28 protein-coding genes and 1 other RNA gene are annotated in these 20,292 nt (G+C 56.7%); 3 read left to right on the top strand and 26 right to left on the bottom strand.

Features of this window, described 5'->3' with window-relative positions; all coding sequences use genetic code 11:
- Positions 1-67 precede the first annotated feature (67 nt).
- Positions 68-431: a transfer-messenger RNA gene (ssrA, locus tag AB8W27_RS04890) on the top strand.
- A 122-nt stretch (positions 432-553) separates the two neighbouring features.
- On the opposite strand, the gene AB8W27_RS04885 is transcribed toward ssrA, so the two are convergent.
- Complete coding sequence (locus AB8W27_RS04885; RefSeq protein WP_071601018.1) at positions 554-772, bottom strand: DNA-binding transcriptional regulator; 219 nt, start codon at positions 770-772, stop codon at positions 554-556.
- A gap of 99 nt (positions 773-871) precedes the next feature.
- Here AB8W27_RS04885 and AB8W27_RS04880 point away from each other — a divergent pair, with 99 nt between their 5' ends.
- Positions 872-1,285: a hypothetical protein gene (locus tag AB8W27_RS04880; RefSeq protein ID WP_015742185.1), complete on the top strand. Its 414-nt coding sequence runs from the start codon at positions 872-874 to the stop codon at positions 1,283-1,285.
- Between the two features lie 58 nt (positions 1,286-1,343).
- On the opposite strand, the gene AB8W27_RS04875 is transcribed toward AB8W27_RS04880, so the two are convergent.
- The 14 genes from AB8W27_RS04875 to AB8W27_RS04810 form a co-directional block, all read right to left on the bottom strand.
- Entirely contained in the window at positions 1,344-2,495 is a 1,152-nt protein-coding gene (locus AB8W27_RS04875; protein WP_015742186.1) for a phage late control D family protein, read from the bottom strand.
- Entirely contained in the window at positions 2,495-2,977 is a 483-nt protein-coding gene (locus AB8W27_RS04870; RefSeq protein ID WP_015742187.1) for a phage tail protein, read from the bottom strand. The genes AB8W27_RS04875 and AB8W27_RS04870 overlap by 1 nt, the downstream gene beginning before the upstream one ends.
- A gap of 12 nt (positions 2,978-2,989) precedes the next feature.
- Complete coding sequence (locus AB8W27_RS04865; protein ID WP_015742188.1) at positions 2,990-5,467, bottom strand: phage tail tape measure protein; 2,478 nt, start codon at positions 5,465-5,467, stop codon at positions 2,990-2,992.
- Positions 5,460-5,615: a GpE family phage tail protein gene (locus tag AB8W27_RS04860; RefSeq protein WP_071601019.1), complete on the bottom strand. Its 156-nt coding sequence runs from the start codon at positions 5,613-5,615 to the stop codon at positions 5,460-5,462. Before AB8W27_RS04860 ends, AB8W27_RS04865 begins: the two co-directional genes overlap by 8 nt.
- Positions 5,612-5,893 (bottom strand): phage tail assembly protein, encoded by a 282-nt coding sequence (locus tag AB8W27_RS04855; protein WP_015742189.1) that lies wholly within the window; start codon positions 5,891-5,893, stop codon positions 5,612-5,614. Before AB8W27_RS04855 ends, AB8W27_RS04860 begins: the two co-directional genes overlap by 4 nt.
- A gap of 60 nt (positions 5,894-5,953) precedes the next feature.
- Positions 5,954-6,475, bottom strand: coding sequence for a phage major tail tube protein (locus tag AB8W27_RS04850; protein ID WP_015742190.1), 522 nt, complete (start codon positions 6,473-6,475; stop codon positions 5,954-5,956).
- A 13-nt stretch (positions 6,476-6,488) separates the two neighbouring features.
- The gene (locus tag AB8W27_RS04845; RefSeq protein WP_015742191.1) at positions 6,489-7,676 is read right to left on the bottom strand and encodes a phage tail sheath protein; all 1,188 of its coding nucleotides are present in this window, start codon (positions 7,674-7,676) and stop codon (positions 6,489-6,491) included.
- 117 nt (positions 7,677-7,793) lie between these two features.
- Positions 7,794-8,963, bottom strand: a complete 1,170-nt coding sequence (locus AB8W27_RS04840; protein ID WP_282913957.1) for a hypothetical protein — start codon at positions 8,961-8,963, stop codon at positions 7,794-7,796.
- A 145-nt stretch (positions 8,964-9,108) separates the two neighbouring features.
- On the bottom strand, positions 9,109-9,711 hold the full coding sequence (locus AB8W27_RS04835) for a tail fiber assembly protein (RefSeq protein ID WP_015742194.1): 603 nt from the start codon (positions 9,709-9,711) through the stop codon (positions 9,109-9,111).
- Entirely contained in the window at positions 9,711-11,024 is a 1,314-nt protein-coding gene (locus AB8W27_RS04830) for a phage tail protein (RefSeq protein ID WP_015742195.1), read from the bottom strand. Before AB8W27_RS04830 ends, AB8W27_RS04835 begins: the two co-directional genes overlap by 1 nt.
- The gene (locus AB8W27_RS04825) at positions 11,021-11,632 is read right to left on the bottom strand and encodes a phage tail protein I (protein ID WP_015742196.1); all 612 of its coding nucleotides are present in this window, start codon (positions 11,630-11,632) and stop codon (positions 11,021-11,023) included. The genes AB8W27_RS04830 and AB8W27_RS04825 overlap by 4 nt, the downstream gene beginning before the upstream one ends.
- Positions 11,625-12,533 (bottom strand): baseplate assembly protein, encoded by a 909-nt coding sequence (locus tag AB8W27_RS04820; RefSeq protein ID WP_015742197.1) that lies wholly within the window; start codon positions 12,531-12,533, stop codon positions 11,625-11,627. Before AB8W27_RS04820 ends, AB8W27_RS04825 begins: the two co-directional genes overlap by 8 nt.
- Before the next feature lie 5 nt (positions 12,534-12,538).
- Entirely contained in the window at positions 12,539-12,886 is a 348-nt protein-coding gene (locus tag AB8W27_RS04815; RefSeq protein ID WP_015742198.1) for a GPW/gp25 family protein, read from the bottom strand.
- Positions 12,883-13,518, bottom strand: coding sequence for a phage baseplate assembly protein V (locus AB8W27_RS04810; protein ID WP_015742199.1), 636 nt, complete (start codon positions 13,516-13,518; stop codon positions 12,883-12,885). The genes AB8W27_RS04815 and AB8W27_RS04810 overlap by 4 nt, the downstream gene beginning before the upstream one ends.
- A gap of 86 nt (positions 13,519-13,604) precedes the next feature.
- Between AB8W27_RS04810 and AB8W27_RS04805 the strand changes: the two genes are divergently transcribed.
- The gene (locus AB8W27_RS04805; protein WP_049787157.1) at positions 13,605-14,699 is read left to right on the top strand and encodes a hypothetical protein; all 1,095 of its coding nucleotides are present in this window, start codon (positions 13,605-13,607) and stop codon (positions 14,697-14,699) included.
- A 17-nt stretch (positions 14,700-14,716) separates the two neighbouring features.
- On the opposite strand, the gene AB8W27_RS04800 is transcribed toward AB8W27_RS04805, so the two are convergent.
- The 11 genes from AB8W27_RS04800 to AB8W27_RS04750 all read right to left on the bottom strand — a co-directional run bounded on the left by AB8W27_RS04800 (position 14,717) and on the right by AB8W27_RS04750 (position 20,216).
- On the bottom strand, positions 14,717-15,172 hold the full coding sequence (locus AB8W27_RS04800) for a phage virion morphogenesis protein (protein ID WP_015742201.1): 456 nt from the start codon (positions 15,170-15,172) through the stop codon (positions 14,717-14,719).
- Complete coding sequence (locus AB8W27_RS04795; protein WP_015742202.1) at positions 15,165-15,632, bottom strand: phage tail protein; 468 nt, start codon at positions 15,630-15,632, stop codon at positions 15,165-15,167. Before AB8W27_RS04795 ends, AB8W27_RS04800 begins: the two co-directional genes overlap by 8 nt.
- Positions 15,595-15,840 carry an Rz1-like lysis system protein LysC gene (gene lysC, locus AB8W27_RS04790; protein WP_282913958.1) on the bottom strand — a complete coding sequence of 82 codons (246 nt, stop codon included), beginning with the start codon at positions 15,838-15,840 and terminating at the stop codon, positions 15,595-15,597. Before lysC ends, AB8W27_RS04795 begins: the two co-directional genes overlap by 38 nt.
- On the bottom strand, positions 15,728-16,153 hold the full coding sequence (gene lysB / locus AB8W27_RS04785) for an Rz-like lysis system protein LysB (RefSeq protein ID WP_015742203.1): 426 nt from the start codon (positions 16,151-16,153) through the stop codon (positions 15,728-15,730). Before lysB ends, lysC begins: the two co-directional genes overlap by 113 nt.
- Positions 16,150-16,659: a lysozyme gene (locus tag AB8W27_RS04780; RefSeq protein ID WP_041923849.1), complete on the bottom strand. Its 510-nt coding sequence runs from the start codon at positions 16,657-16,659 to the stop codon at positions 16,150-16,152. The genes lysB and AB8W27_RS04780 overlap by 4 nt, the downstream gene beginning before the upstream one ends.
- Positions 16,643-16,864 (bottom strand): HP1 family phage holin, encoded by a 222-nt coding sequence (locus AB8W27_RS04775; RefSeq protein ID WP_041923850.1) that lies wholly within the window; start codon positions 16,862-16,864, stop codon positions 16,643-16,645. Before AB8W27_RS04775 ends, AB8W27_RS04780 begins: the two co-directional genes overlap by 17 nt.
- Entirely contained in the window at positions 16,855-17,058 is a 204-nt protein-coding gene (locus AB8W27_RS04770; protein ID WP_015742206.1) for a tail protein X, read from the bottom strand. Before AB8W27_RS04770 ends, AB8W27_RS04775 begins: the two co-directional genes overlap by 10 nt.
- A complete protein-coding gene (locus tag AB8W27_RS04765; RefSeq protein ID WP_015742207.1) occupies positions 17,058-17,552 on the bottom strand; it encodes a head completion/stabilization protein in 495 nt (164 codons plus the stop codon). Before AB8W27_RS04765 ends, AB8W27_RS04770 begins: the two co-directional genes overlap by 1 nt.
- A gap of 95 nt (positions 17,553-17,647) precedes the next feature.
- A complete protein-coding gene (locus tag AB8W27_RS04760) occupies positions 17,648-18,394 on the bottom strand; it encodes a terminase endonuclease subunit (RefSeq protein ID WP_015742208.1) in 747 nt (248 codons plus the stop codon).
- 3 nt (positions 18,395-18,397) lie between these two features.
- A complete protein-coding gene (locus AB8W27_RS04755) occupies positions 18,398-19,486 on the bottom strand; it encodes a phage major capsid protein, P2 family (RefSeq protein ID WP_015742209.1) in 1,089 nt (362 codons plus the stop codon).
- Positions 19,487-19,538: 52 nt separating this feature from the next.
- Complete coding sequence (locus AB8W27_RS04750; protein WP_041923851.1) at positions 19,539-20,216, bottom strand: GPO family capsid scaffolding protein; 678 nt, start codon at positions 20,214-20,216, stop codon at positions 19,539-19,541.
- Positions 20,217-20,292: the final 76 nt, after the last annotated feature.

Below are 20,292 nucleotides of genomic sequence, written 5' to 3'. Positions count from 1 at the left end.
CAGCAGGCGAAGCGATATGGACTGGTCACGCATGGGTAAACTCTGTTATACTTAGCATTACACTTTTGGGGCTGATTCTGGATTCGACGGGATTCGCGAAACCCAAGGTGCATGCCGAGGGGCGGTTGGCCTCGTAAAAAGCCGCAAAAAAATAGTCGCAAACGACGAAAACTACGCTTTAGCAGCTTAATAACCTGCTTAGAGCCCTCTCTCCCTAGCCTCCGCTCTTAGGACGGGGATCAAGAGAGGTCAAACCTAAAAGAGATCGCGTGGATACCCTGCCTGGGGTTGAAGCGTTAAAACCAATCAGGCTAGTCTGGTAGTGGCGTGTCCGTCCGCAGCTGCCAGGCGAATGTAAAGACTGGACTAAGCATGTAGTACCGAGGATGTAGGAATTTCGGACGCGGGTTCAACTCCCGCCAGCTCCACCAAATAAAACAAGGGGTTACGCGCAAGCGTAGCCCCTTTTTCTTTGGCTTTGGCGGCAAAATGGCGACAGCGTTTTGGTTGTGGCGACGCTAGGCATAAAAAAACCCGCCGCAGCGGGGTTTGCTTAACGCCAGAGTTGTTGCTGTCCATTGGTCGCTGGATGCGGCGGCGCAAAATCGATTTTGGCTGGAGTGACGATGAAACGCTCGACTGTTTCCATCGTGACGAAGGTGCAACTGCAATTGATGTTAGTACACTGGTGATAACGTTCTTTGGTGTTCTTGCTGAGATAACGGCTTGTGCGAGCATGCGCGGCGTGCTGGCATTCTGGACAATGAAACATGGCAACCTCGTCACTCTTGTAATGTGAACTCATAATACCGCCTAGTTCTCTTTTTGAGAACAAGGTTGTTTTCTTTTTGGTAAATTCATAGGGAATGAAATGTCACTTATCAAAACAACACTTGCCTCGGTTTTACTCCTTATCTCCGGCAGCTCCCTCGCCGCAAACTCCGTCCAGCAAGCGCTTGAGAAAGCACTGAAGCCGTGGCAACCGGTAGAGATCTCCAAATCCGATAACACGTTAACCGTGGCGTTGCCTGGCAGCAGCATGACATCTGAAGCTTATGAATCAGTAATAATGAGCGGGATACGCCCGTTGGCATGGAGCAAAGACGCATCCAAATCTACACTTAAAGGCCTTAAGGAAGTGAACGTCATTAACCAGTATAAAGCGCTCGGTTATACCTTAGAGAACCCGCTTTCCACCTGCACAGAGATCGGAAAGCTGATGGATAAGCCAGCCAAAGTTATGCTGATGGGTAATACGCATATGTTTACCGGCAAGGCTAAATAAATCATTAAAAAAGTAACCCGGCAAACGGGTTACTTTTACCTGAATTACGCACCCTGCTTTAATCACCCTGCTCTATTTCATATTCCACATCTGACAGCTTTACCTCCAGTTCCAGCGCTGTAACAAAACCGCTGTTATTAAGCGAATGCGTTACCTTTGTGATCGTCCAGTCCTGCTCGTCTATGATGCGCTTAAAGCCGCTCACCTTTGCCGGCGTTTCCGGGTAAAGCTCGGCGCGGCCGCGCGCCAGAGTGATGGAAAACTCCGCCACGCCGCGCTGTAACTTATCCCACTTCGCCTGGGCCGCACGCATCGCCTGGGCTTTTGAGGCGTAAGTTGTCGTCAGTACAAACACGTTATCCGCCTCGCCGGCCATGTATTCGCCTTCTCTGGCCTCCGGCTCCTTCTTCTCCTTTTTCTTCTTCGTGGCTTTGGGGTGCTCCAGCGCGCGCAGGTGCTTAACCTTTGGCTTGCGTTTTACCTTTACCTCTTTGGGCTTCGGGTCTTTGGTGTGCAACCATTTAGCCGTCACGCCGGTATAGGCGCCACGGTCAGCGATGGCGAACTGGTGGCGGTCACCGTCGCTGCGGGTGATGGTGATTTGCGGGATCGCCTTACCACCTGCCGTCATGCCGGCACCGGCTTTAATAAACATCAGCACGCCGGCTTTTATCGCCACTTCAGCGCCGTTGCGCTCCGCAAGCCGGGTCAGGAATTTGGCGTCGCTCTCCTGCGCCTGGTCGATATGCGACAACGGAATACGCGCCAGCTCAGGCGCTATCCGGGCCTTAAGTTTGTTGCGTGTGGCGATGGTTTCCACCACGGCGCCGAGTGTGGTGTCGTGGTAAGACTCCTCCCGGCGCGAGTTAAGCGTGCCGCGAAAATCCGCGCTGCGCGCCCGGATGGTCAGGGTGTCCGGCGCGCCCCGGTGTTCGATTTCATCGACGGTAAAATCACCTTTCCCGATAAGCGCCTCGCCCTGCCAGCCCATGAACAGCGTCAGCACCGCTCCCCGGATCGGCAGCTCAAGCTGGCCGTCGGCATCGTCGAGCTCAATATCGAGCTGGTCAGCCTCAAAGCCGCGGTTATCGGTCAGCGTCAGGCTCAGGAGACGCTCGCTGATAACCGTCGTGATATCTTTCGCGTTAATCCTCAGCATATAGGCCGGCGTCATGCCTGCGCCGGCGCCGTTGTAAAAATCGGACAGCATCAGAAAAAACCTCCCGCCACCGTTTTCACTTTCTGCAGGGTGTCGCCGGCTTTGCCGACAAGTGTCTGCGCCTGCTGACTCAGGTCGCCATAAAGCGCGGCGAGTGAATCATCGACGCGTGTCAGCGTCAGGACGAAGTCAATTTTTCGCGGCGAGCCGTCAGAAAAAAACTCGGTGCCGGTCGTCTCCACGCTGTTAATCACAAACAGCCCGTAAATAACGCCGGTGCCGTCCATCAGCGGCCAGGCTTTGCCTTCTTCCGCCATCAGCTCGACCGCTTTCAGCGACAGCTTGCCGCCGGTGATTTCCGGGTAAAGCGTGCCGTTCAGCGTGATTTTCTCCTCCTCCACGCCGAGGAACTGAAAAGAGGGCCGCCGGCCAATGCGACTGTTGGACGGCCACCGGTAATCGACCGACCGCTGCATACTCTGATAAGGCAGCGTCTGCCGCATAAATACAAACATCCCGAGCACAAGCATCATCGTGCAGTCTCCTTAACCGTCATGGCCCATACTGGCGCGGCTGCGTGCGCGCTTCTCCCGTTCGATACGCTCCAGCTCCTCGCGCATCTGCTGGGCAAGAGGCGCGCCGCCGGCACCCGCACCGCCGGCTACAGAAATGTTGTAGTGGTTGCGGCTCTGGTCGATATAAGAACGCCCACCCGCCGCGCTGACCGGCTGATAAGCCTGATAGGCCGGTGACTGGCCGAACATGCCCGCCGGCACATGTGCCGCCGCTGCACCACTCATACCGCCTGCACGCGAGGCGACCGCATTTGCCTTTTCGGCTCTGGCATCGAGCGCGTCGGATTCCTTGTTAACGATGCCGAGCTTTTCCAGCACCCACGTAATGCCTTCGCGCAGCTTGTCAAAAGCCTTAAGCGGCAGCAGCAGCGCATCGGCGAGCCCCTTACCGAAGCGCTCACCGGCGCTGCGGCAGTTGTCGAGCGTTTCCTTACTCGACTGCACCGGCTCGATAAGGTTTTTAAACCACTGCCACACCGCCTGGAGCTTTTCACCGAGCCAGGTAAATACCGGTTTGAACGGCGCGAACAGCTCGCCCACCGGCCCGAATGCTGCGCGCAGGCCGTCCATCACACCGCCGAAAAAGGCGCTGATGGGTTGCCAGTATTTACGGATCAGGAGCGCGCCGGCGACGATGGCCGCCACCACGGCCACAATCGGCCAGGTGAGCGCGCCAATGGCGGTGGCAATCGCGCCCCCGACGGCGGTGAAGATAGTGCCGAGACTGCCGGCCACCGCGATGATCGCGTTTATCCCGGTAATAACCGGCCAGGCAACCAGCCCGATAGCCCCCACGACGCCAATCACGGCGGTTGCCACGCCGGCAATCGTGGTTAAGGTGCCTGCCAGCGCCTTGTTGTTTTTAATCCAGTTATCGAGACGCAGTACGTAGCGGGTGGCGGTTTGCACCAGTTTGCGCAGTGAGCTTTCCTGCTGGTCGAAAAGGTCTGTGCCGACCGCCTCATATGCCGACTGAAACTCTTTAAAATCGCCGCCGAGGTTGTCCTGCATCACCTTGACCAGCTCCTCCGTTTTCCCGTCGGATGCTTTCAGCGCTGCGGCCAGCTTATCGAGCTTTCCGGAAGTCGCGCCCTGCAAAAGAGCATTCGCTGACTTAAGCGCTTCCTCGCCAAAAATGGTTTTAAGGTATTCGCCCTGCTGCGCGTTCCCGAGCTTATGCCGGGCAAAGCTCGCGTTGATTTCCTTCAGGATGGTAAAGACAGGCCGCATATTGCCTTTGCTGTCGGCGGTCTGAATCCCCAGCTCTTTTAGCGCGTTGAAAGCCTCACCCGTAGGAGCCTGTAATCGGGTGACTACCGCCGAGCTCCCCGTGCCTGCCATAGAGCCAGTAATGTTGTTATCGTGAAGCACGCCCGTCATTGCTGCGGCTTCTTCGAGGCTGACCCCGGCGGCACGCGCAACGGGTGCCAGATAGGTCATTGCATCGCTTAGCCCCTGAAAATCAGCGGCCGATTTGTTCATCGTGGCGGAAAGCACGTCGCCAATATGAGCAACCTTGTCATTCGATAACTGGAAGGCGTTTTTTGTACCCAGCAGTAACTGCGCGTTTTCCTCCATCGTCTGGCGGTTGGCGAGCGACATATTCAGCGTGACGGGCGTTGCCGCCTGAATAGCTGCCGCATTGCCACCCGCTTTGGCAATGATAATCTGCGCGGCCGCCGCATCATCCGCCGAGGCGGCGGTGTGGTCGCCGAGCTGGCGCGCCTGGTTACGCAGCGCCTGCATTTCCGCTGATTGCTTTTCCACGCCGAGCACAGCCTGAAGCTCGGAGTTTTTCTGCGCAAACTCATAACCGGGGCGCATCAGCGCCGTGCCGGCCACAATGCCGGTTGTCGCCATCCCCACGGCAGCGGCGCCGGCGCCGGCGGCACTGCCGGCAAGCTCCTTGCCTTTCTGGTAGCGCGCCTTGACCGCGTTCAGCTTTTCCTGCTGCGCACTGACGCGGGCAAGCGCCTCGCGCTGCCTGGCAAGCTGCGCCGTGGTTTCGCTGATGCTGGTTTTCAGGCGCTGCTCACCGGCGGCCAGGTTGCGGGTATTAATCCCGGCTTTCCCGAGTTCGTCTTTCTGGCGCACGACCGACTGGCTCAGGCTGTTGTATTTGGCCTGGAGCGACTCCGCCTTGCGTTTCGCGGATTCCATCGCGCGGCCCTGCGCCAGCGTCGGCTTTTCGGTGTTTCTGAACTGCGCCGCCAGCGCTTCCGCTTCCGCCTTCGCTTTCTGCAGCGACTGCCCGGTCACCGCCAGCTGCGCGCTGGCCTTGCGAAAGCCGTCAATTTTCCCGGCCTGCGCGTTAAGCTCGCGCAGGGTTTTCTGCGTGCCGCGAATTTCACCCGAGAGCGCTTTGCTCGCCGTCTCGATGTGCTTAAACGGGCGCGTTGCCTGGTCTACCGCCTTCAGAAAGACCTGTAGCTTTACGTTTTCACTCATTCATGTTTCCGCTTCGCTGGAGCGCCTTTTCGCGCCATGTGATGAGCTCGGACACGCTCAGGGAAAAGAGCTCTGACAGCGGCCAGTGAAAAATCACCGCGATATCCGCTATCAGATCGTCCGTCGAAAAATGTTCCGGGAACGTCAGGCTTCCGAAGTCGGCGACAAAAAACCGACAACCTTCCCGGCGAGCGCCATCAGGTCGGGCAGCTCCAGCGCGATGACTTCCTGCTCGGTGAGGTTCGGATAGGTCATACGCGGCAGCACCTTAATCAGCGCATCCACTTCACAGGTTGCCAGCGCGGCCAGCCCCACGCCGCGCAGCGTGCCGGCATTGGGTTTGATAACGGTAAGGGTGCTGATTTCCTGCTCGCCACGTTTAACCGGGTTTACCAGGGTGACGGTATTTTCATTAGTTTGAGTCATGACGTTCTCGCTTTATGGATAGGTTAAAAGAGCCGGCCAGCAGAGGCTGACCGGGTTACATCAGGCCAGCCCGATATTGCGGCGGTGCTGCTCCAGACGGTCGACGCCGTTCACCTTCTCCACCATGTTCACGGTGTCGATTTCAACAAGCTCCTTGCCGTTCATGGTGAGCTTGAAATAGGTGCACTGCGTGCTGATTTTGGTTTCAGTGTCTTCGCCCTGTTTACTTTCGCCGCCGTCGATTTCCTTATGACGGCCACGCATCACCACCTCGACGGCCACCGTTTCGCCGGTGTCGTCACGCTGGTAGGAGCCGGCAAAGCGCAGGGCTACCGAGTTGGCACCGGCGGCGCCGTACTGCGACCAGATGGACTCATCGGGAAAGCCCCCGAGCGTCCACTCCATCGAGAGCGCGTCGTCATCGAGACCGAAATCAACCGGGGCGCTGCCGTTCATGCCGGCGCCGCGATAGTTCTCCAGCTTGCGGGTCAGCTTCGGCAGAGTGACCGACTTCACGACGCCGAGATAGCTCAGGCCGTCGTTAAACAGATTCATGTGTTTGAGCTTGCGCGGAAGTGCCATGTGCTTTTGCTCCTTAAGCGTTAGCCACTGACGAAATCAGATTCGCCAGGTATTTGTCAGTGATGCGCTGGCGCAGGGTCAGGTTGTCCAGCGGCGGGACCGGCGTGTAGTCGTAGTCAATCATCAGCTTGCCGGCCTTCAGGGTCTCTTTGTCGTTCGCCGACTCATCCACCCAGCACTGCGCATCGACGATATAGCCAGCGGTTTTCAGCTCGCGGAATTTGGCGTTAATACCGTCCACGATGTCGCGGATAAGCGTCGGCGTGACCGGTTTATCCATCGCCCACATATGCGCCTCGGCAATGGTGTCGGCGAGTACCTGTGCGGTGCGGGTGTAGTTCTCAAACAGGAACAGCGGATCGTCTGAACAGCAGCGGTTACCCCAGAAGCGGAAACCGTCTTTGCGGATAAGCGTCGTGACGCCGGCCTGGTTCAGCAGGTCGGCATCGGTGCCGGGCTCCTGCAAATCCCAGAACACCGAGGCGCTGATGCCGGTCACGCCGTTAACGGCGACGTTGGAGAGGGTTTTATGCCAGCCCGTTTCCTGGTCGATTCTGGCGCGCAGGCCGAGCGCGCGCGCCGTGGCGAAGGCGGTATCGCTGGCGCTGGTTGTGGTGTTCCAGGCGATAAAGTCCGGCCAGATGAGCATCAGCTCGCGCTGACTAAAGTTTTTACGGTAGGCGATAACGTCAGAGACAGTTTTACAGCCCCATGCGCTGACATAGCCGAACGCGCGCAGCTTCTGACAAATGGAAGCAAGCGCGACCGCCACTTCCAGCTTATCGAAGCCCGGCACGCCGAGAATGCGCGGCTTGACGCCGGTCACCGCCTCGGCGGTCAGCAGCGCTTTCATGCCGGTGAGCTGGCCGTTTTCATCCGTGCCGCCGATGATGTTCGAGACGGTCTGTGCAAGCGCCTCCTCGCTGTCGCCGGTGCCTTCAGCCACGCGCACGACGACGGTGACGGGCTTCGCCTGGTCGGCGATGGCCTGAAGGGCGGCGGCCAGCGTGCCTTTTCTGCCGGCTTTGGCGATAGCGCTCTGCACGTTGGTGATCAGTACCGGCACGTTAAGGGGAAAGGTGGCGGCGTCGGCATCGCTGGCCGTACAGACCATGCCGATGATTGCCGTGGAAACAGTGGAAATGACGCGCGTGCCGTCGTTAACTTCGACGACCTGAACGCCGTGATGGTAATCACTCATCCGGGTAACTCCGTGGGGTTAGGGGTGAGTGTTATTTTCAGGCCCGCCGGGGCGGCGGGCTATTAATGCGGGTTGGGGGATGGCTGGTACAACAATCTTTAAAAGGCAAACGCCTATTTAGTTACCTTTCGCTTTTAATATTTTCCCCGCCAAATCAGCCAACACATCTGTTCCATCCATAACAGAAGGGATCTTATCTTCATTGGGTTGGATAGGGCTAAATATCAAAGCTTCAAACGCTTTCCATGATTCACTAACTTTATCAGAATGAGTTTTATCTCGTGTTTCGACATAATCGTAGATAAACTCACACAAATTTAATCTAAGATCTATCTGTACAAGCTGGCTTTTTAGAGATTTAACTTCAACATAAAATAATCTCATAAAGTAGAAAAACAATAACTCAAGACTGATTAACGGAACGTAAATCAATAACCCTGAAATCGAAACATTTATTTGACCTGCATAATAGGCGTGTTTGAAAACACTTACCGGAAGCGCTATTAAAAAAACAATAAAAAGCCACATTCTGAATTGTGCATAAACCACCTCTTTATTTTTATTTATCCTTAAAGTGGAAAACGCTTTTGCCAATAGCTTAAAATTACCTTCTCGCTTTATATCCGTTAACCTTTTACCGAGGTCCTCAGCTTGTTCTTTTACCGCCTCAAGATACTCCACACTGCTGGTTGCTGAGTTTATAATCTTTTGTACACTACCCTCTAATTTTAACTTTTCGTTTTCGACATTTTCTATAAGAATTTTTGCTTCCTGCAAGCGAGGATCACTTAAAAAATCGCGATAAATCTCATATGGCATTATATCCTTTATCCATGTAAAAGGCGGGGTAGGAAAATAGACCTCCTCACCCCATATAGCCTCATCTGCTTTATCAAGCCTAGTTAAATTCTCACCGTCCATGTGAGGTTTATCTAGTGGAAAGAAAGGGCCATTGACAGATAAAGAATATTCCCACATGAATCGCAACAAAATACTAAGATGATACTTAGGATCTGATGCAACTGTATTTTTATCAAAAATTTGCTCACCAACATGCTTTCTATTAAAAGGTGTCTGATCATCGAGCTGCTTGGGTGTTTGCATAGCTTGCTCAAGATGTTTCCATGCTGAAAAATAAACCCAACAAAGAAGCTCATCATCTTTTAAACAATCATGACTAGAGAGGTTATTTTTAACAGCCAAGTATCCTTTGCGGTATTTTTTATTTATAATTTCATTACAAGCCGAAAAATCATTTTTCACTGAGTTCGCTGAAAAAGAAAACATAAATCCCCTTATATGTGAATTATAAATTCATCCCACTACATATAAAATTTATCTAAAATTTGAAAAACCATATCATAACTTGTGTGCTTTTAAATTTGAAAGTTCTAACTTTATCCTCGATAGGAAGACGAGCATAGGCCCGTCTTTACGCTGGGAGTTGTGGCCATTGGATATCCGGTGCCCGTGACGTGTCAACTGCCGCAAGCGCTTCCAGATAATCCAGCCAGGCTGTAAAAGCTGCCTGTTCCTGTTCGTTCAGACGCCCGAGTGTGAGCCGGGAGGGCCACTGCTGCTGGCTGATAATCTCGTTTGCCATGCCACGCAGGCTTGATTTCATCGCTTTCGCGTTCTCCACATCAGCAGCGCGGCGGGCATCCTCATTTGTCACCCACGCCTTCCCGTTCCAGACGTCAAAGCGGGTCGCCGGCGCGGCACGCGTGGTGCCGGCAGGATAATCGCCCGGCAGTGTGATTTTCACCGGCTCCCCTGTCACTGTGCTGTAGACCGTCTCGCCGCGATGATCCGGCAGATACTCCCACGCGGATAAATCAGCAGTGCGGCAGATAACCAGCCCTTCCACTGGTTCACCAGGCGCATCGGTACAGGATTTTGCCGGCAGCCCTACACCCTCGGCCAGATATTCGCGGCAGGTGGATAAATACTCGCGCGTCGTTTCGTCGTAATTATGGACGGTGATAAAGCCGGCCTGCTCGGCCAGAAGCTGATGATTTAAATTAACCTCGGCCATTATGCAGCCCTCACAATGTAGTTAAATGCGATGTTACGTGGACGAGTCTCTGTAGATGTTCGGGCTACTTTAGACATATCAAAAGTAGTGATATCTGCATTACGGTTTTCTGTGCCCCCTGGCATCCCAAACCCATTAGCTCCTGTTTGCCTGCCATAGGCAAATGCACCTGTAGCTCCAGAAATACAGCCAGTCTCTGACTGTTGATATCCTCGCGATACAATCGTACCGGTAACATTTTGAAGAGTATCTCCCTGAGCAGATAATAAAGAACGCCCGGTATCTACCCCTCGCCCGTCATCCCAGCCGCGAATAAACTCCCCGCGAAGATCCGGCAACACGCCGCCGGGATAAATCAGGGCAAGTTTTGGATAACGGGCTTTATCAAAGGGCGCTCCGTTGTATTTCAGCCAGCCTTCTGGCGGGATGTCTAAAGGCCACGGCACCGGCACCCCGACCGGCAGCGCCGAGCCCTCACCAAGTCCGAGCCAGGAAAGCACGCCGCTTACTGTCTTCCCGGACAGCGCGGTCAGCGTGTTATCAAGCGGCTGCTTACCGGCCAGCGCCTTTGTCACGTTGGCAGCGAAATTCGCATCGTTACCAAGCGCGGCTGCCAGTTCGTTTAAGGTGTCCAGTGCACCCGGCGCATTGGCGACCAGGGCAGCAAGCGCCGTTTTTACAAAGGCAGTGGTAGCAATCTGCGTGTCATTCACTGTCTGCGCCGGCGTCGGTGCCGTGGGTTTTCCGGTCAGCGCCGGCGAGGCTTTCGGGGCATACTGCGTGTGCGGGTCGGCGGCCTTCAGGTGCTGCGCCATCAGCTGATCGGCATACTGCCTCACCTCGATAGCTTTATCGTCGGCATATTTACGGGTCGCCAGTACCACAGACGGATCGATTTTCAGCGCCACGGCATCGGTCGCCGAGACAATCAGCACCAGGCGAATGGTCTGTGTGCGCCCGCTGCCTTCCTGTAACTGCGGCTTGTAGGTTTCCGGGCAGTTCGCCACGGCTATCAGCACGCCGGCATCGTCATACAGCCCGATTTCACGGATCCAGTAGCCGCCCTCGCTTTCAGGGATGATTTGCTCGGCGATAATCTGGCTTGTATTCACCGGGTCGACAGACAGCATATTCAGCGGCGCGCGGCGCTTTTCGTTAATCAGCCGGGTCTGCGTCGTATCCGGCACCGGCAGGCTTCCGCCGCCGTCACCGACGGCGAGCTGCGTCAGGTTAAGTTTCGTGCCCAGCGCGGCCGCATTCGCCAGCCGCGCCGCGCCCTGGTTGGTCAGAAGAGCAAAATATTTTGCGGTCATGCCGTCACTCTCAGGTTATCGATTAAATGAACCGCCGCGCCGGCGCTTAACGTGCCGCCCACGGTGATTTCCTCGGGTAAATAGGGGTAAACGGTGAGCGTGTCGCCGCTGTAGCTGGCCGCCCCGACAAACGCCGCGCCGTCAGCGCTCAGGCTGATATTGAGCCCGGTCAGATGCCGGCTTGCGGGTTTGGCATCCGAGATAAGGCGCTCAAGTTCCTGATACATTTCTTCGGTGATACCGTTATCCAGCACGCCCACCACAAGACGAAACGTGCCGGGCGTCTCGTTGAGTTCCCACCACTCGCGCACGTCAATCAGGTAGCCGAGCGGCTCCACCACGCGACGTAGCGCGCTGATGGTGCCTTTGTGCTTGTGCACGTAAAACGACGCGGCGATAACGCTGCGTTTTGTGGTCTCACTCCAGCGCTCATCCCAGCGGTCAACCGACAGCGCCCAGGCGAGATAGGGCAGCAGGTTTACGGGACACGTGGCGGGGTTCCACAGGGTGCGCAGCGGCACCGGCACACGGGTAATTTCCGCGCACGCTTTCGCGGCAGCCACCTCAAGCGGTGACGAGCCTACCGGCAGCAGGCGGTTATCACTCATCAGTACCCCCGACCGTCAGCGAGTAATCGGTGCACAGCGACGCCTGATGCTTGCCGAGCGCGAGGTCGGCGACCGGGCTTTCCAGCTCAACCCGCTGCACGCCTTCGACATGAATGGCGGCATAAATCGCTGACCGGCGGATATCCCGACCAAGCCGGTGCTGTGTGGTGATGTAGGTTTTAAGCTTGCTCTCGGCGGCCTGGCGGATCGGCTCCGCTTCCGGGCCGGGATAAAGATAGAGCGTTGCATGAATGGCATACGGCACAATCTCGGCGGCCTGCACCGTTACCCGGTCGCCCACCGGGCGCACATCTTCGGCATTGAGCGCGCGGTCAACCACAGCCAGCAGGGCGGTATCAGCCACACCGTCGTTATCACGCGACAGCACCGTCACGGTAACGCAGGCCGGCGACGGGCTTACCACCGACACATCCGCGACACGCCCGTCGGCGCTACGACCGTGATATTCATATGCACCGACCGGCCCGGCCACGCTTAACCCCTCAAACGCCTGCTGCGCGCGCAGACGAAAATCGGTGTCGCTTTCCATCTCGGCGGGGGTTGGCGGGAGCGTGGACGCATCCGCCGGCGTGATGGTCAGGCGGACGGTGTTGAGGTTACCGGCGCTCACGTCCAGATCGCTCCCACTGGCATAGGCGAGCATCACGGCGCGTGCCGCCTCGTTAACCCGCTGACGCCAGATGATCTCGCGGTAAGCATTTTCCTGAAGCAGCTTCACAATGGGCTCAGACTCCAGCGCCAGCGTGCGCGCGACAGCGGCCTGCTCCTCCTCGGGATACAGGGAAATCAGCGTCGCCTTTCGCTCGGCAAGAATGGTTTCAAAATCGAGCTCCTCGACCACATCGGGGGCGGGTAGCTGGCTCAGGTCAATGGTCGGCATGGTTATCAGCTCACAGGAATGGTTAAGGAAATATCGCCGCCCGTGTCGGTGCGCTGGCCGCTGATTTCCACGACCATTTCACCATTAAAGCGGGTTTCAAAAGTCAGCCCGGTCAGGCGTACGCGCGGCTCCCACTTCAGGATCGCCATGTAGCACGCCGACATAATTTGCAGGCGCAGCGCCTGGTTTTGTGGCTGGTCAATCAGCATCGACAGCAGCGAGCCGTAATCGCGGCGCATCACGCGCGAGCCGACCGGCGTCGTGAGAATGTCGCGGATGCTCTGGCTGATGTGCGCCGCATCGGTGAGTGTCATGCCGGTGTCGCAGCTCATGCCGCTGTAACGTGCCGTCATTTCGTGCCCTCCGTCCAGCTTCCGCCGCGCTGAACGCCGCCGTGACTGTGTTCGTCAACCTGCACGCCGTTGGAGGTGAGCGCGCCGCCGCTGTGCTGGATGTTGCCTTTCATCGTGCCGCCTTTCTGCACCTCAAGGGTGCCGGTGATGAGTTTGTCGGTGCATATCACTTCCGGCGTGTCGAGGGTGATACGCGTGGAGGCGGTGACGGTAACGACCGGCACGGTCACGGTTGCGGATTTCGACGCGCTGATGCTGGCCGTCTGAATGCCGGAAACCTGAAGCGCACCGCTTGCGGGCTCGTACTCAATAACCGCCCCGTCAGGAAATGCGAGGTGAACGGCGTCAGCGGAGGCCGACGGCGCCGGGTTGTCGTCAGAGAAAATGCCCGGCAGCACAAACGCGGTATCGAGCTCGCCGCCCACGGCGAGTATAAGCACCTGCTCACCGACCGACGGCGCCCACCAGGTGCGCGAACGCCCGGCGCGGTGGGTAAGCCACTGCAACCAGTCGGTCACGTTTTTCCCGGTCTGCACGCGACAGCGCCCCGCGTCGGTATCCACCGAGACGATGACGCCGGTGCGGATCATATTTCGCAGCAGGCGCGAGATTTCATTGAATTGAGTTTGCATGGCCTTATGATGTGTTCAGGTTGACACACTTCACAGCAAAAGCCGTTTTATGGTTGATGGCACAACTACACAGAGACAGGATACCTATGGAAGATGTAAATTATTTCAGCTCTGATGCTTTCAAAGCCTCAGCAACGCATTTTTTGAAATTAATCGATAACCATGTCAGCACGGAATATAATGCTCTAAGTCTTTTCGAAATACAGTTATGCAATACGCTCTCCAATATATTAAACAACATGATTCAATTCCCTCAGTTGTGGGGGGAAAGATGTGCATTAAAAACAGAAGAGCAGAATAGTCATCTCACCTTCATCTTAAATGAAAGCAGCACGGATATTAATCACACCCAGAACATCTATGCAGAATTATATTTTTATATTATTGAAGCGGTATCCTTCAGTCCATCCTACCCGTCGAGCACGCTTTCTTCATACTTTGACTTCGGTCTAGAGTACCTAGGCGAGTTCGAAAAAGAAAGCAAACGAAAGATATACTCTGCATTGCTGCGCCTGCCGGTTAGTATTTTAAATAAGAGCATGGCAAAGCTTAACGTAGAAGGTTATCACAAGTCCTTATTGCAAATAGAATCAACCGAAAAAAAACTAGCAAGCATGCAAATTGATTTAGAGAAAAAAATCAAAAGAGTTGAACGACTGGAAGCTCAATTAAAAAACCAAGAAACCGCGTACAACTTCGTAGGCTTATACAAAGGATTTGTTAAGTTAGGAACAATGAAAAGCGCAGAATTAAAAGAAACCAAAAGAATACTGCTGGGTCTTGCAACTGTAATCCCTCTATTGATCTTTGCTGAAGTTATTTACTTCGCCCTTTCTGGAAAAAACGACACCACTGTCACACATATTATCAAACTTATACCTTTGGCTTCGCTCGTTCTTATACTTTTGTATTACTTCAGGGTAGTGCTTAGCTCCTTTAACTCTATAAAATCGCAGCTAATGCAAATTGAACTAAGAAAGAGCCTCTGTCGCTTTATCCAAAAATACGGCGAATACTCTAAAGAGATAAACGCCAATAGCAAGGAAGGAGATAGAAACCCCTTAGCTAAATTTGAGGATATTATTTTTTCAAACATTATGGCCTCAGATGATAAAACCCCCTCAACATTTGACGGCATGGAACAACTAGCTAGCATGATAAAGGCTGTTAAAGGGAGCTAATCATAAAAGCGAGCCCCTTAACGGGGCTCGTTTAAAATTGAAATAATGAGTTCCTCAACCGCCTGCCGGTCGCCCTCATCAAACCCGAGCAACGGGCGCGCCGGATACTGAACCGCCCTGCCGTTGCGGCCAGGTTTATCTTTCAGGCCGTACTGATGCACCCGCGCGATGCGCTGCACCTTACCGGTAAATTCCACCACGGCGGCATCGCTGCTGCCAGTGGCTTTCATAAAACGGTTAGTGCGAAGCTTCGCGAACATTTCGCGCTTTACCCGGCCTTTTTTGGCGCGGGCGGGCTGTTCCCGCCGCGGCGTGTAGGCGCTGCCGTCCGGGGCTTTCTGCGCCTTAATGCGCTGCTGCTGCCGGGTGCGCAGCGTCTTCGCGATATCCTTCGCCATCCGGCGCCGGCCCGCCGGTAACAGGGCGGCAATCAGCGCGGAAAGCCGCTTTTCAAACGGGCTGAAATCATTCATGCCAGCGACTCACAAATTCACCGTTGATATAGAGCTCAGCCGGACGCGTGACCGGCTCCGGCAGCGGCGGCTCCGGTAGGTCAGAGACATACAGCGCACCGTCCGACTCCTTAACCAGCGTGCGCTCGCTGATTAACAGGCTGATGCTGACATCGACGCTGCTGTCGTTGTTGATATCCGCATACCAGGTAAATCCCTTTTTCATGCCGTCGTCCGTGGTCATGATATCGGGCTGATTTTCCCGTAACCACGCGGCGACCGGCACAAGCAGCAGGTTAATATCGCCGGTGTAATCGGTCACGACCACATTCAGCGTGTAGCGGTTTTCAAACGACAGCGAGGCGGCGAGCGTGGCGACAATCTGGCCGTTGTCGATAAACAGGCGCAGCATATCCGGGTTAGTACGCAGCACCGGCAGCGCATCAGTCAGGGCTTTTCGCAGGCTCTCGGGCTTTTTCATCAGTTTCATCCTGGCAGTGTTTCACGGCTTCCACCTGAAGCGCGCAGCTCTCAAGCGCGCGCTCCAGGCGACGGATATCCGCACTCAGATCGCCGTTAGTGATCGGGTCGCTGCCCGGCATCTGGCACAGGCTCACTTTCGGGCAGGCGTTGTAAACAGTGACCGGCAGAGGCGCAGGCGGGACGTTGGTGCACCCGGCGCACAGCATCAGGCAAATCAGTGCGATACCAGCGGCGAAATTCGTCGTTTTCATTGAGTAACCTCATGATGGTCTGTTCCTGTCGCTGCGCCGCCTCGCGCGCTGCGTCGAGCTGGCCGCGCAGCTTCACCTGCGCCCGCTCGTTGTTATCCGCCATGCTGACGGCCACGCTGAGCTGATTTTTCAGCATTCCGATTTGTCTTTTCTGGCCGTCGGCTACGCGATTCGCCTTTTCAAAGCTTCGCGAGAGCGTGCTGTTTTCGCGCCCCAGCCAGACCAGACCGGCGAGCGCCAGCAGAAGTAAAATGATCAGCGTTTTCATGATGCTCCTTTCAGGCACAGCGCCCGCTCACGGGCGCGGCGGTTTTCAAGGCCGGCGTTACGCACGCCGTTGACATACACCCAGCGGGGGAGCTGATCGCACGCCTGCGCCCACTTTTTCGCGTTGATAAACCCCATCAGCGTTGACCGGCAGGCCGCGCCGGTGCCGACGTTAAAAGAAAAGCTGACCACCGCGTCATAAACCGGCGGCGGCATGGCGACCGGCGCGCAGACTGCGAGCGCTTTCTCCACCTTCAGCACGTCGCCGACCAGGTTCACGGCGGCCTCGCGTTCGGTAATATCCCGCGCCGGCACCACTCCCGCCGTGTGACCGATGCCCGACGTCCAGACGCCGGCGCTGCACTGGTAGGGCTTCAGGCGGCACCCCTCCAGATCGCCAATCAGCGCGAGCCCCTGCGGCGAGGTATGCAGGCGCCCGAAATCGGGCAGCAGCGCGGCCAGCGCCAGCACGGCGCCCACGGCACAGCGTTTAACGATTAAGTTCACGGATAATTTCCTCTTTGCTTGCGCGCGTGGTGAGAAACAGCATCGCCTGGCGCCGGTAATACCAGTTCACGGCCACCGTGACGGCGACGCCGCACATGCCGAAATAGGCGGCAACGTCCTGCGGCGTCATGGCACCGAAGAAGGCCAGCAGGACGGAAAGCCAGTAGGCTAAAAAGGTGCTGATTTTTTCCATGGTTAATCCCATAAGTTGATACTCTCAGCGGCGGGCGCCGGCGCGATATCAGGCAGCTCGACCGCCGTGCCGTGGGGCAGAACGGCGCCGAGCTCGGCAAGGCCCGGATTGGCAGTCAGCACCGTCTCGACAACCCCCTCCGTGCGCCCGTAATGGCGCGCACAAATCGCATCGAGCGTGTCGCCCTGTAACGCGAAGGTTTTCATCAGATTTGCCCTATGATGCAGTGCGGCCTGTCCTGAAGGCGGGCCACTGACCAGCGCATATCCCGCCACAGTTCATCGACCGTACTGTCGATGCTGTCGGCCTTTTTATCCCCTTTGCCGCTGGCGTCGGCGCCGCGATAGCGCCCGTAAAGCGAGGCGGTCGCCATCGCGCTGACGGCGCGCAGATACAGGAATATCCGCACGCTTTCGCCGTCGAGCACATCCGCCGGCACGTCAGCAAGACGCTTAAAGCCTGCGGCCTGCTGCGCGCGGCGGTATTCCGTCAGCTCGGCGTTGGTTTCCGCGATGCCGGCACAGATGGCCTCGCGTACGCGCGCCGGCGAAAATGTCTGCTCAAGGCGCATCAGCTCGCGGACCCGCTTCGGCTCCACGTCCGGGAAAAACGGGGTGTTCTTAATCACCGGCTCATCACCGGGCGGCGTGAGGTCTGCCGGCCCGCCAGGCTGCTCCTCGCCGCTGATAATCCGCATCATTACTTTCTCCTGTCAGGGTGGGCGGTGGACGCCGGTCGCAGACCGGGTAAAACCCGCATTGACCGGCGTGCCGCCCTGGCGCGTGGCGCATTCTGTTAAACGGCGTTTTTCCTCGGGCGACCACGTTTTGCGGGCGTCGCGGATCGCGTTGTCTTTTTACGGGGCGCGGCGGTCTTTGCCGCCGGCCTGGCGGGTTTCGGTTGCAGCTCCCGGTCGAGGCGCTCAATCTCTTTTTTCACGCCGGCCTGTGTGTCGAGCTGCATCGCGCGGCGCAGGTGCTCCAGCGCGGCGGCGGGTTCTCCGGCATCGCGCAGCACAAGTCCGGTGACTTTATGCAGCTTCGCGCGTACCTGGTCGGGCATATCCGCGGCCTGCGTGAGCGCCAGCGTATCGGTCAGAAGCGCAGTACTGACCGTCTCGCCGGCGGCATGGGCGCGCATCGCGGCGAGCGCCACCTCCTCGGTAAAGAGGTACGCGGGCGCGCGGCGGTGCTGTCCGGGCATGGTCAGGCCGTAGCGCAGGGCATAGCGGGCGATATCGAGCGCGCCGGCAATGTCGCCGGCATCGAGACGCCAGAGCATGACTGTCATCAGAATATCGTCCTGTGCGCCTTTGCCCTGCTGAAGTACGCCGGTGACCCACGGCTGATAGAACGGCAGCAGCTCGCGCTTTTTCTCCGCCTTACGCTCGGTGGAATGGATTTGTTTAAGGGTGCGTTGGTCGGCGGCCAGCTTAACCAGCATCTGCTCGTAAGCAGTGGCATGGCGCAGCAGGCTGTCCTGCCGCTGCGCGGTTTCACTGGCCGAGACCCGCATCATGTGACGCTTTGCGGGACTCGTCATGGCTTAGCCTTCCTGCGCTGGCGTTGCGGTTTCCTTCACGTCTGGCGCGGCCGTGGTGAAGGTGCCGACCTTGATGTTTTCCACCAGGCAGCCGGCGGCGTAGTCTTCCACCACGTAATCGATATTCATCGACTCGTAGTTCTCCACACGGTCGAGCTTCGCGTTTTCCTCGATAACGCGGCGGTGGCTCTCATCCATGAAGTAGATAGAGAGGTTTTCCAGCGTGGTGATCATCAGCGCATCCGGCGGGAAATACGGCACGCGCACCGCCGGCAGGTTGCCGATTCGTTTCTGGCTGACAATGACGTCGGCGGCCAGCAGGTCGCTGTTATCCTGCTGCTTATTGACCAGCGGGAAGTATTTGTCGGCCAGCAGCTGACGACCGCAGATAACCACCATATCCGGGTTTTCCTGGTGCCACGGCGCAATCATGGTGTTGGTCGCATCCATGACCAGCGCGTCGAGGTTTTCATAGTCGCCGCCCTTGCCGACGCGGATCACGTCAGACACAACCTCACCGCTTTCAGCCGTGACCTTATCCATCACGCGCGACGGTGCCTGGTTGCGGTACTTCTGAAGCCAGCCCACCGCCACATCCTGAAGCATCGGGTTTTCAGCGCGGTTAGACGTTGGCGCACGCTTCACGCCGTTAAAGCCGGCCATGATGAAATCGAGCGCCTGACGCTTGATGATGGCGTTGCGGATACGCAGCTGGAAATCCTGAAAACGCGCCCACAGGTCGAGGGTTTTGTAGCGCAGGTGAAAGTCGAAGTTAATCTGATCGCACTCGTACTTGTTGGACTCCAGCGCGGCGAAATCCCCGGTTTCGCGGGCATGGCCATTCGCGGTGTCTGCCGTGCTGGCGATGGAGCCGGTAACGCCGACGCCAATCTTTTCGCCCTTGAGTTCGCTCACCGGCACGATGTTGATTTTCGTCAGAAACTCCGAGGATTCCTGCACGGTATCCATCAGGGTTTGCGTGACCGACGGCTGCACGCTGAATTTTTTCGACACGTCGCCGACGCCGATACCGTTCAGCTCGGCAATACGGGAGAGGTAGGCATTAAATTTAAAGCGGGTTTCCTGGCGCATGGTTTTTCCTGTTGTCAGGTGAATTTACGGGTGTGCGTGCCGGCGCGGCCGGTCAGCAGTTGGTCGACAGCGAATCACCTTCGCCGCCGGTCGCCTGCGTGCGTCGGGGCTGCGTAAAGCTCTCGGTGTTGTCGAGCGTGCTTTTCAGGTCGGTGAGCGCCTGGCTGGTCTGCGTGGTCTGGCTGGTCACGTCCTGCTTCAGCGCGCTGAAGGCGTTTTCCATCGCCGCGATACGCTGTTCGGTGGCGCTCAGATTTTCCGGGCTCGCTTTAAAGCGGTTAAGAGGATTTGATTTGGCGGTGCGGCAGAATTCGAGGTATTCGGTACCGAGGCTTGCCGGATCGTCAGTCACGGCCAGGCCGACCAGATAGCATTTACCGCTGTTGGCAAAGTTCGGCTGAATTTCCATTGAGGTGTAAACCTTCTGGCCCTTGCCGACCATGTCGACCAGGTTATCGAGCGGGGCGATTTTCGCAAACAGCGCCCATTTGCCGTTAAGCGCAGAATCGTCATCAATCTTTTCGGCTTTTAGCTCGACCACATCGCCATAGCGGTTAAAGACGCCTTCGGGCAGGATGCCGCGCAGGTGCTCCAGGTTGATGCGGCAACCATAAACGCGCGGATCAAAACTCGCGGCCATTTCCTGAATATCGCCGGCGCTGATAACGCGACCGTCGCAGGTGTCGCCCTCGACGCCGATACGAAAGAATTTTGAGACTTTTTTTGCCATTGTCAGGAGTCCTGATAGTGGGGTTACGGGTTCGGGGTTAGTTTCCCGGCGCCGCGTTTCCTTCGCTATCAATCCC

The organism is Cronobacter turicensis, assembly GCF_041222865.1.
GTDB classification, from domain to species: Bacteria; Pseudomonadota; Gammaproteobacteria; order Enterobacterales; family Enterobacteriaceae; genus Cronobacter; species Cronobacter turicensis.
Note: the sequence above shows the minus strand (reverse complement) of the source record. Positions and strands in the feature narration are given on the sequence as shown.

Coding starts and splice junctions, on each gene's coding strand:
- AB8W27_RS04885 (WP_071601018.1), bottom strand. CDS start 772: ATGTTTCATTGTCCAGAATGCCAGCACGCCGCGCATGCTCGCACAAGC.
- AB8W27_RS04880 (WP_015742185.1), top strand. CDS start 872: ATGTCACTTATCAAAACAACACTTGCCTCGGTTTTACTCCTTATCTCC.
- AB8W27_RS04875 (WP_015742186.1), bottom strand. CDS start 2,495: ATGCTGTCCGATTTTTACAACGGCGCCGGCGCAGGCATGACGCCGGCC.
- AB8W27_RS04870 (WP_015742187.1), bottom strand. CDS start 2,977: ATGATGCTTGTGCTCGGGATGTTTGTATTTATGCGGCAGACGCTGCCT.
- AB8W27_RS04865 (WP_015742188.1), bottom strand. CDS start 5,467: ATGAGTGAAAACGTAAAGCTACAGGTCTTTCTGAAGGCGGTAGACCAG.
- AB8W27_RS04855 (WP_015742189.1), bottom strand. CDS start 5,893: ATGACTCAAACTAATGAAAATACCGTCACCCTGGTAAACCCGGTTAAA.
- AB8W27_RS04850 (WP_015742190.1), bottom strand. CDS start 6,475: ATGGCACTTCCGCGCAAGCTCAAACACATGAATCTGTTTAACGACGGC.
- AB8W27_RS04845 (WP_015742191.1), bottom strand. CDS start 7,676: ATGAGTGATTACCATCACGGCGTTCAGGTCGTCGAAGTTAACGACGGC.
- AB8W27_RS04840 (WP_282913957.1), bottom strand. CDS start 8,963: ATGTTTTCTTTTTCAGCGAACTCAGTGAAAAATGATTTTTCGGCTTGT.
- AB8W27_RS04835 (WP_015742194.1), bottom strand. CDS start 9,711: ATGGCCGAGGTTAATTTAAATCATCAGCTTCTGGCCGAGCAGGCCGGC.
- AB8W27_RS04830 (WP_015742195.1), bottom strand. CDS start 11,024: ATGACCGCAAAATATTTTGCTCTTCTGACCAACCAGGGCGCGGCGCGG.
- AB8W27_RS04825 (WP_015742196.1), bottom strand. CDS start 11,632: ATGAGTGATAACCGCCTGCTGCCGGTAGGCTCGTCACCGCTTGAGGTG.
- AB8W27_RS04820 (WP_015742197.1), bottom strand. CDS start 12,533: ATGCCGACCATTGACCTGAGCCAGCTACCCGCCCCCGATGTGGTCGAG.
- AB8W27_RS04815 (WP_015742198.1), bottom strand. CDS start 12,886: ATGACGGCACGTTACAGCGGCATGAGCTGCGACACCGGCATGACACTC.
- AB8W27_RS04810 (WP_015742199.1), bottom strand. CDS start 13,518: ATGCAAACTCAATTCAATGAAATCTCGCGCCTGCTGCGAAATATGATC.
- AB8W27_RS04805 (WP_049787157.1), top strand. CDS start 13,605: ATGGAAGATGTAAATTATTTCAGCTCTGATGCTTTCAAAGCCTCAGCA.
- AB8W27_RS04800 (WP_015742201.1), bottom strand. CDS start 15,172: ATGAATGATTTCAGCCCGTTTGAAAAGCGGCTTTCCGCGCTGATTGCC.
- AB8W27_RS04795 (WP_015742202.1), bottom strand. CDS start 15,632: ATGAAAAAGCCCGAGAGCCTGCGAAAAGCCCTGACTGATGCGCTGCCG.
- lysC (WP_282913958.1), bottom strand. CDS start 15,840: ATGCTGTGCGCCGGGTGCACCAACGTCCCGCCTGCGCCTCTGCCGGTC.
- lysB (WP_015742203.1), bottom strand. CDS start 16,153: ATGAAAACGCTGATCATTTTACTTCTGCTGGCGCTCGCCGGTCTGGTC.
- AB8W27_RS04775 (WP_041923850.1), bottom strand. CDS start 16,864: ATGGGATTAACCATGGAAAAAATCAGCACCTTTTTAGCCTACTGGCTT.
- AB8W27_RS04770 (WP_015742206.1), bottom strand. CDS start 17,058: ATGAAAACCTTCGCGTTACAGGGCGACACGCTCGATGCGATTTGTGCG.
- AB8W27_RS04765 (WP_015742207.1), bottom strand. CDS start 17,552: ATGATGCGGATTATCAGCGGCGAGGAGCAGCCTGGCGGGCCGGCAGAC.
- AB8W27_RS04760 (WP_015742208.1), bottom strand. CDS start 18,394: ATGACGAGTCCCGCAAAGCGTCACATGATGCGGGTCTCGGCCAGTGAA.
- AB8W27_RS04755 (WP_015742209.1), bottom strand. CDS start 19,486: ATGCGCCAGGAAACCCGCTTTAAATTTAATGCCTACCTCTCCCGTATT.
- AB8W27_RS04750 (WP_041923851.1), bottom strand. CDS start 20,216: ATGGCAAAAAAAGTCTCAAAATTCTTTCGTATCGGCGTCGAGGGCGAC.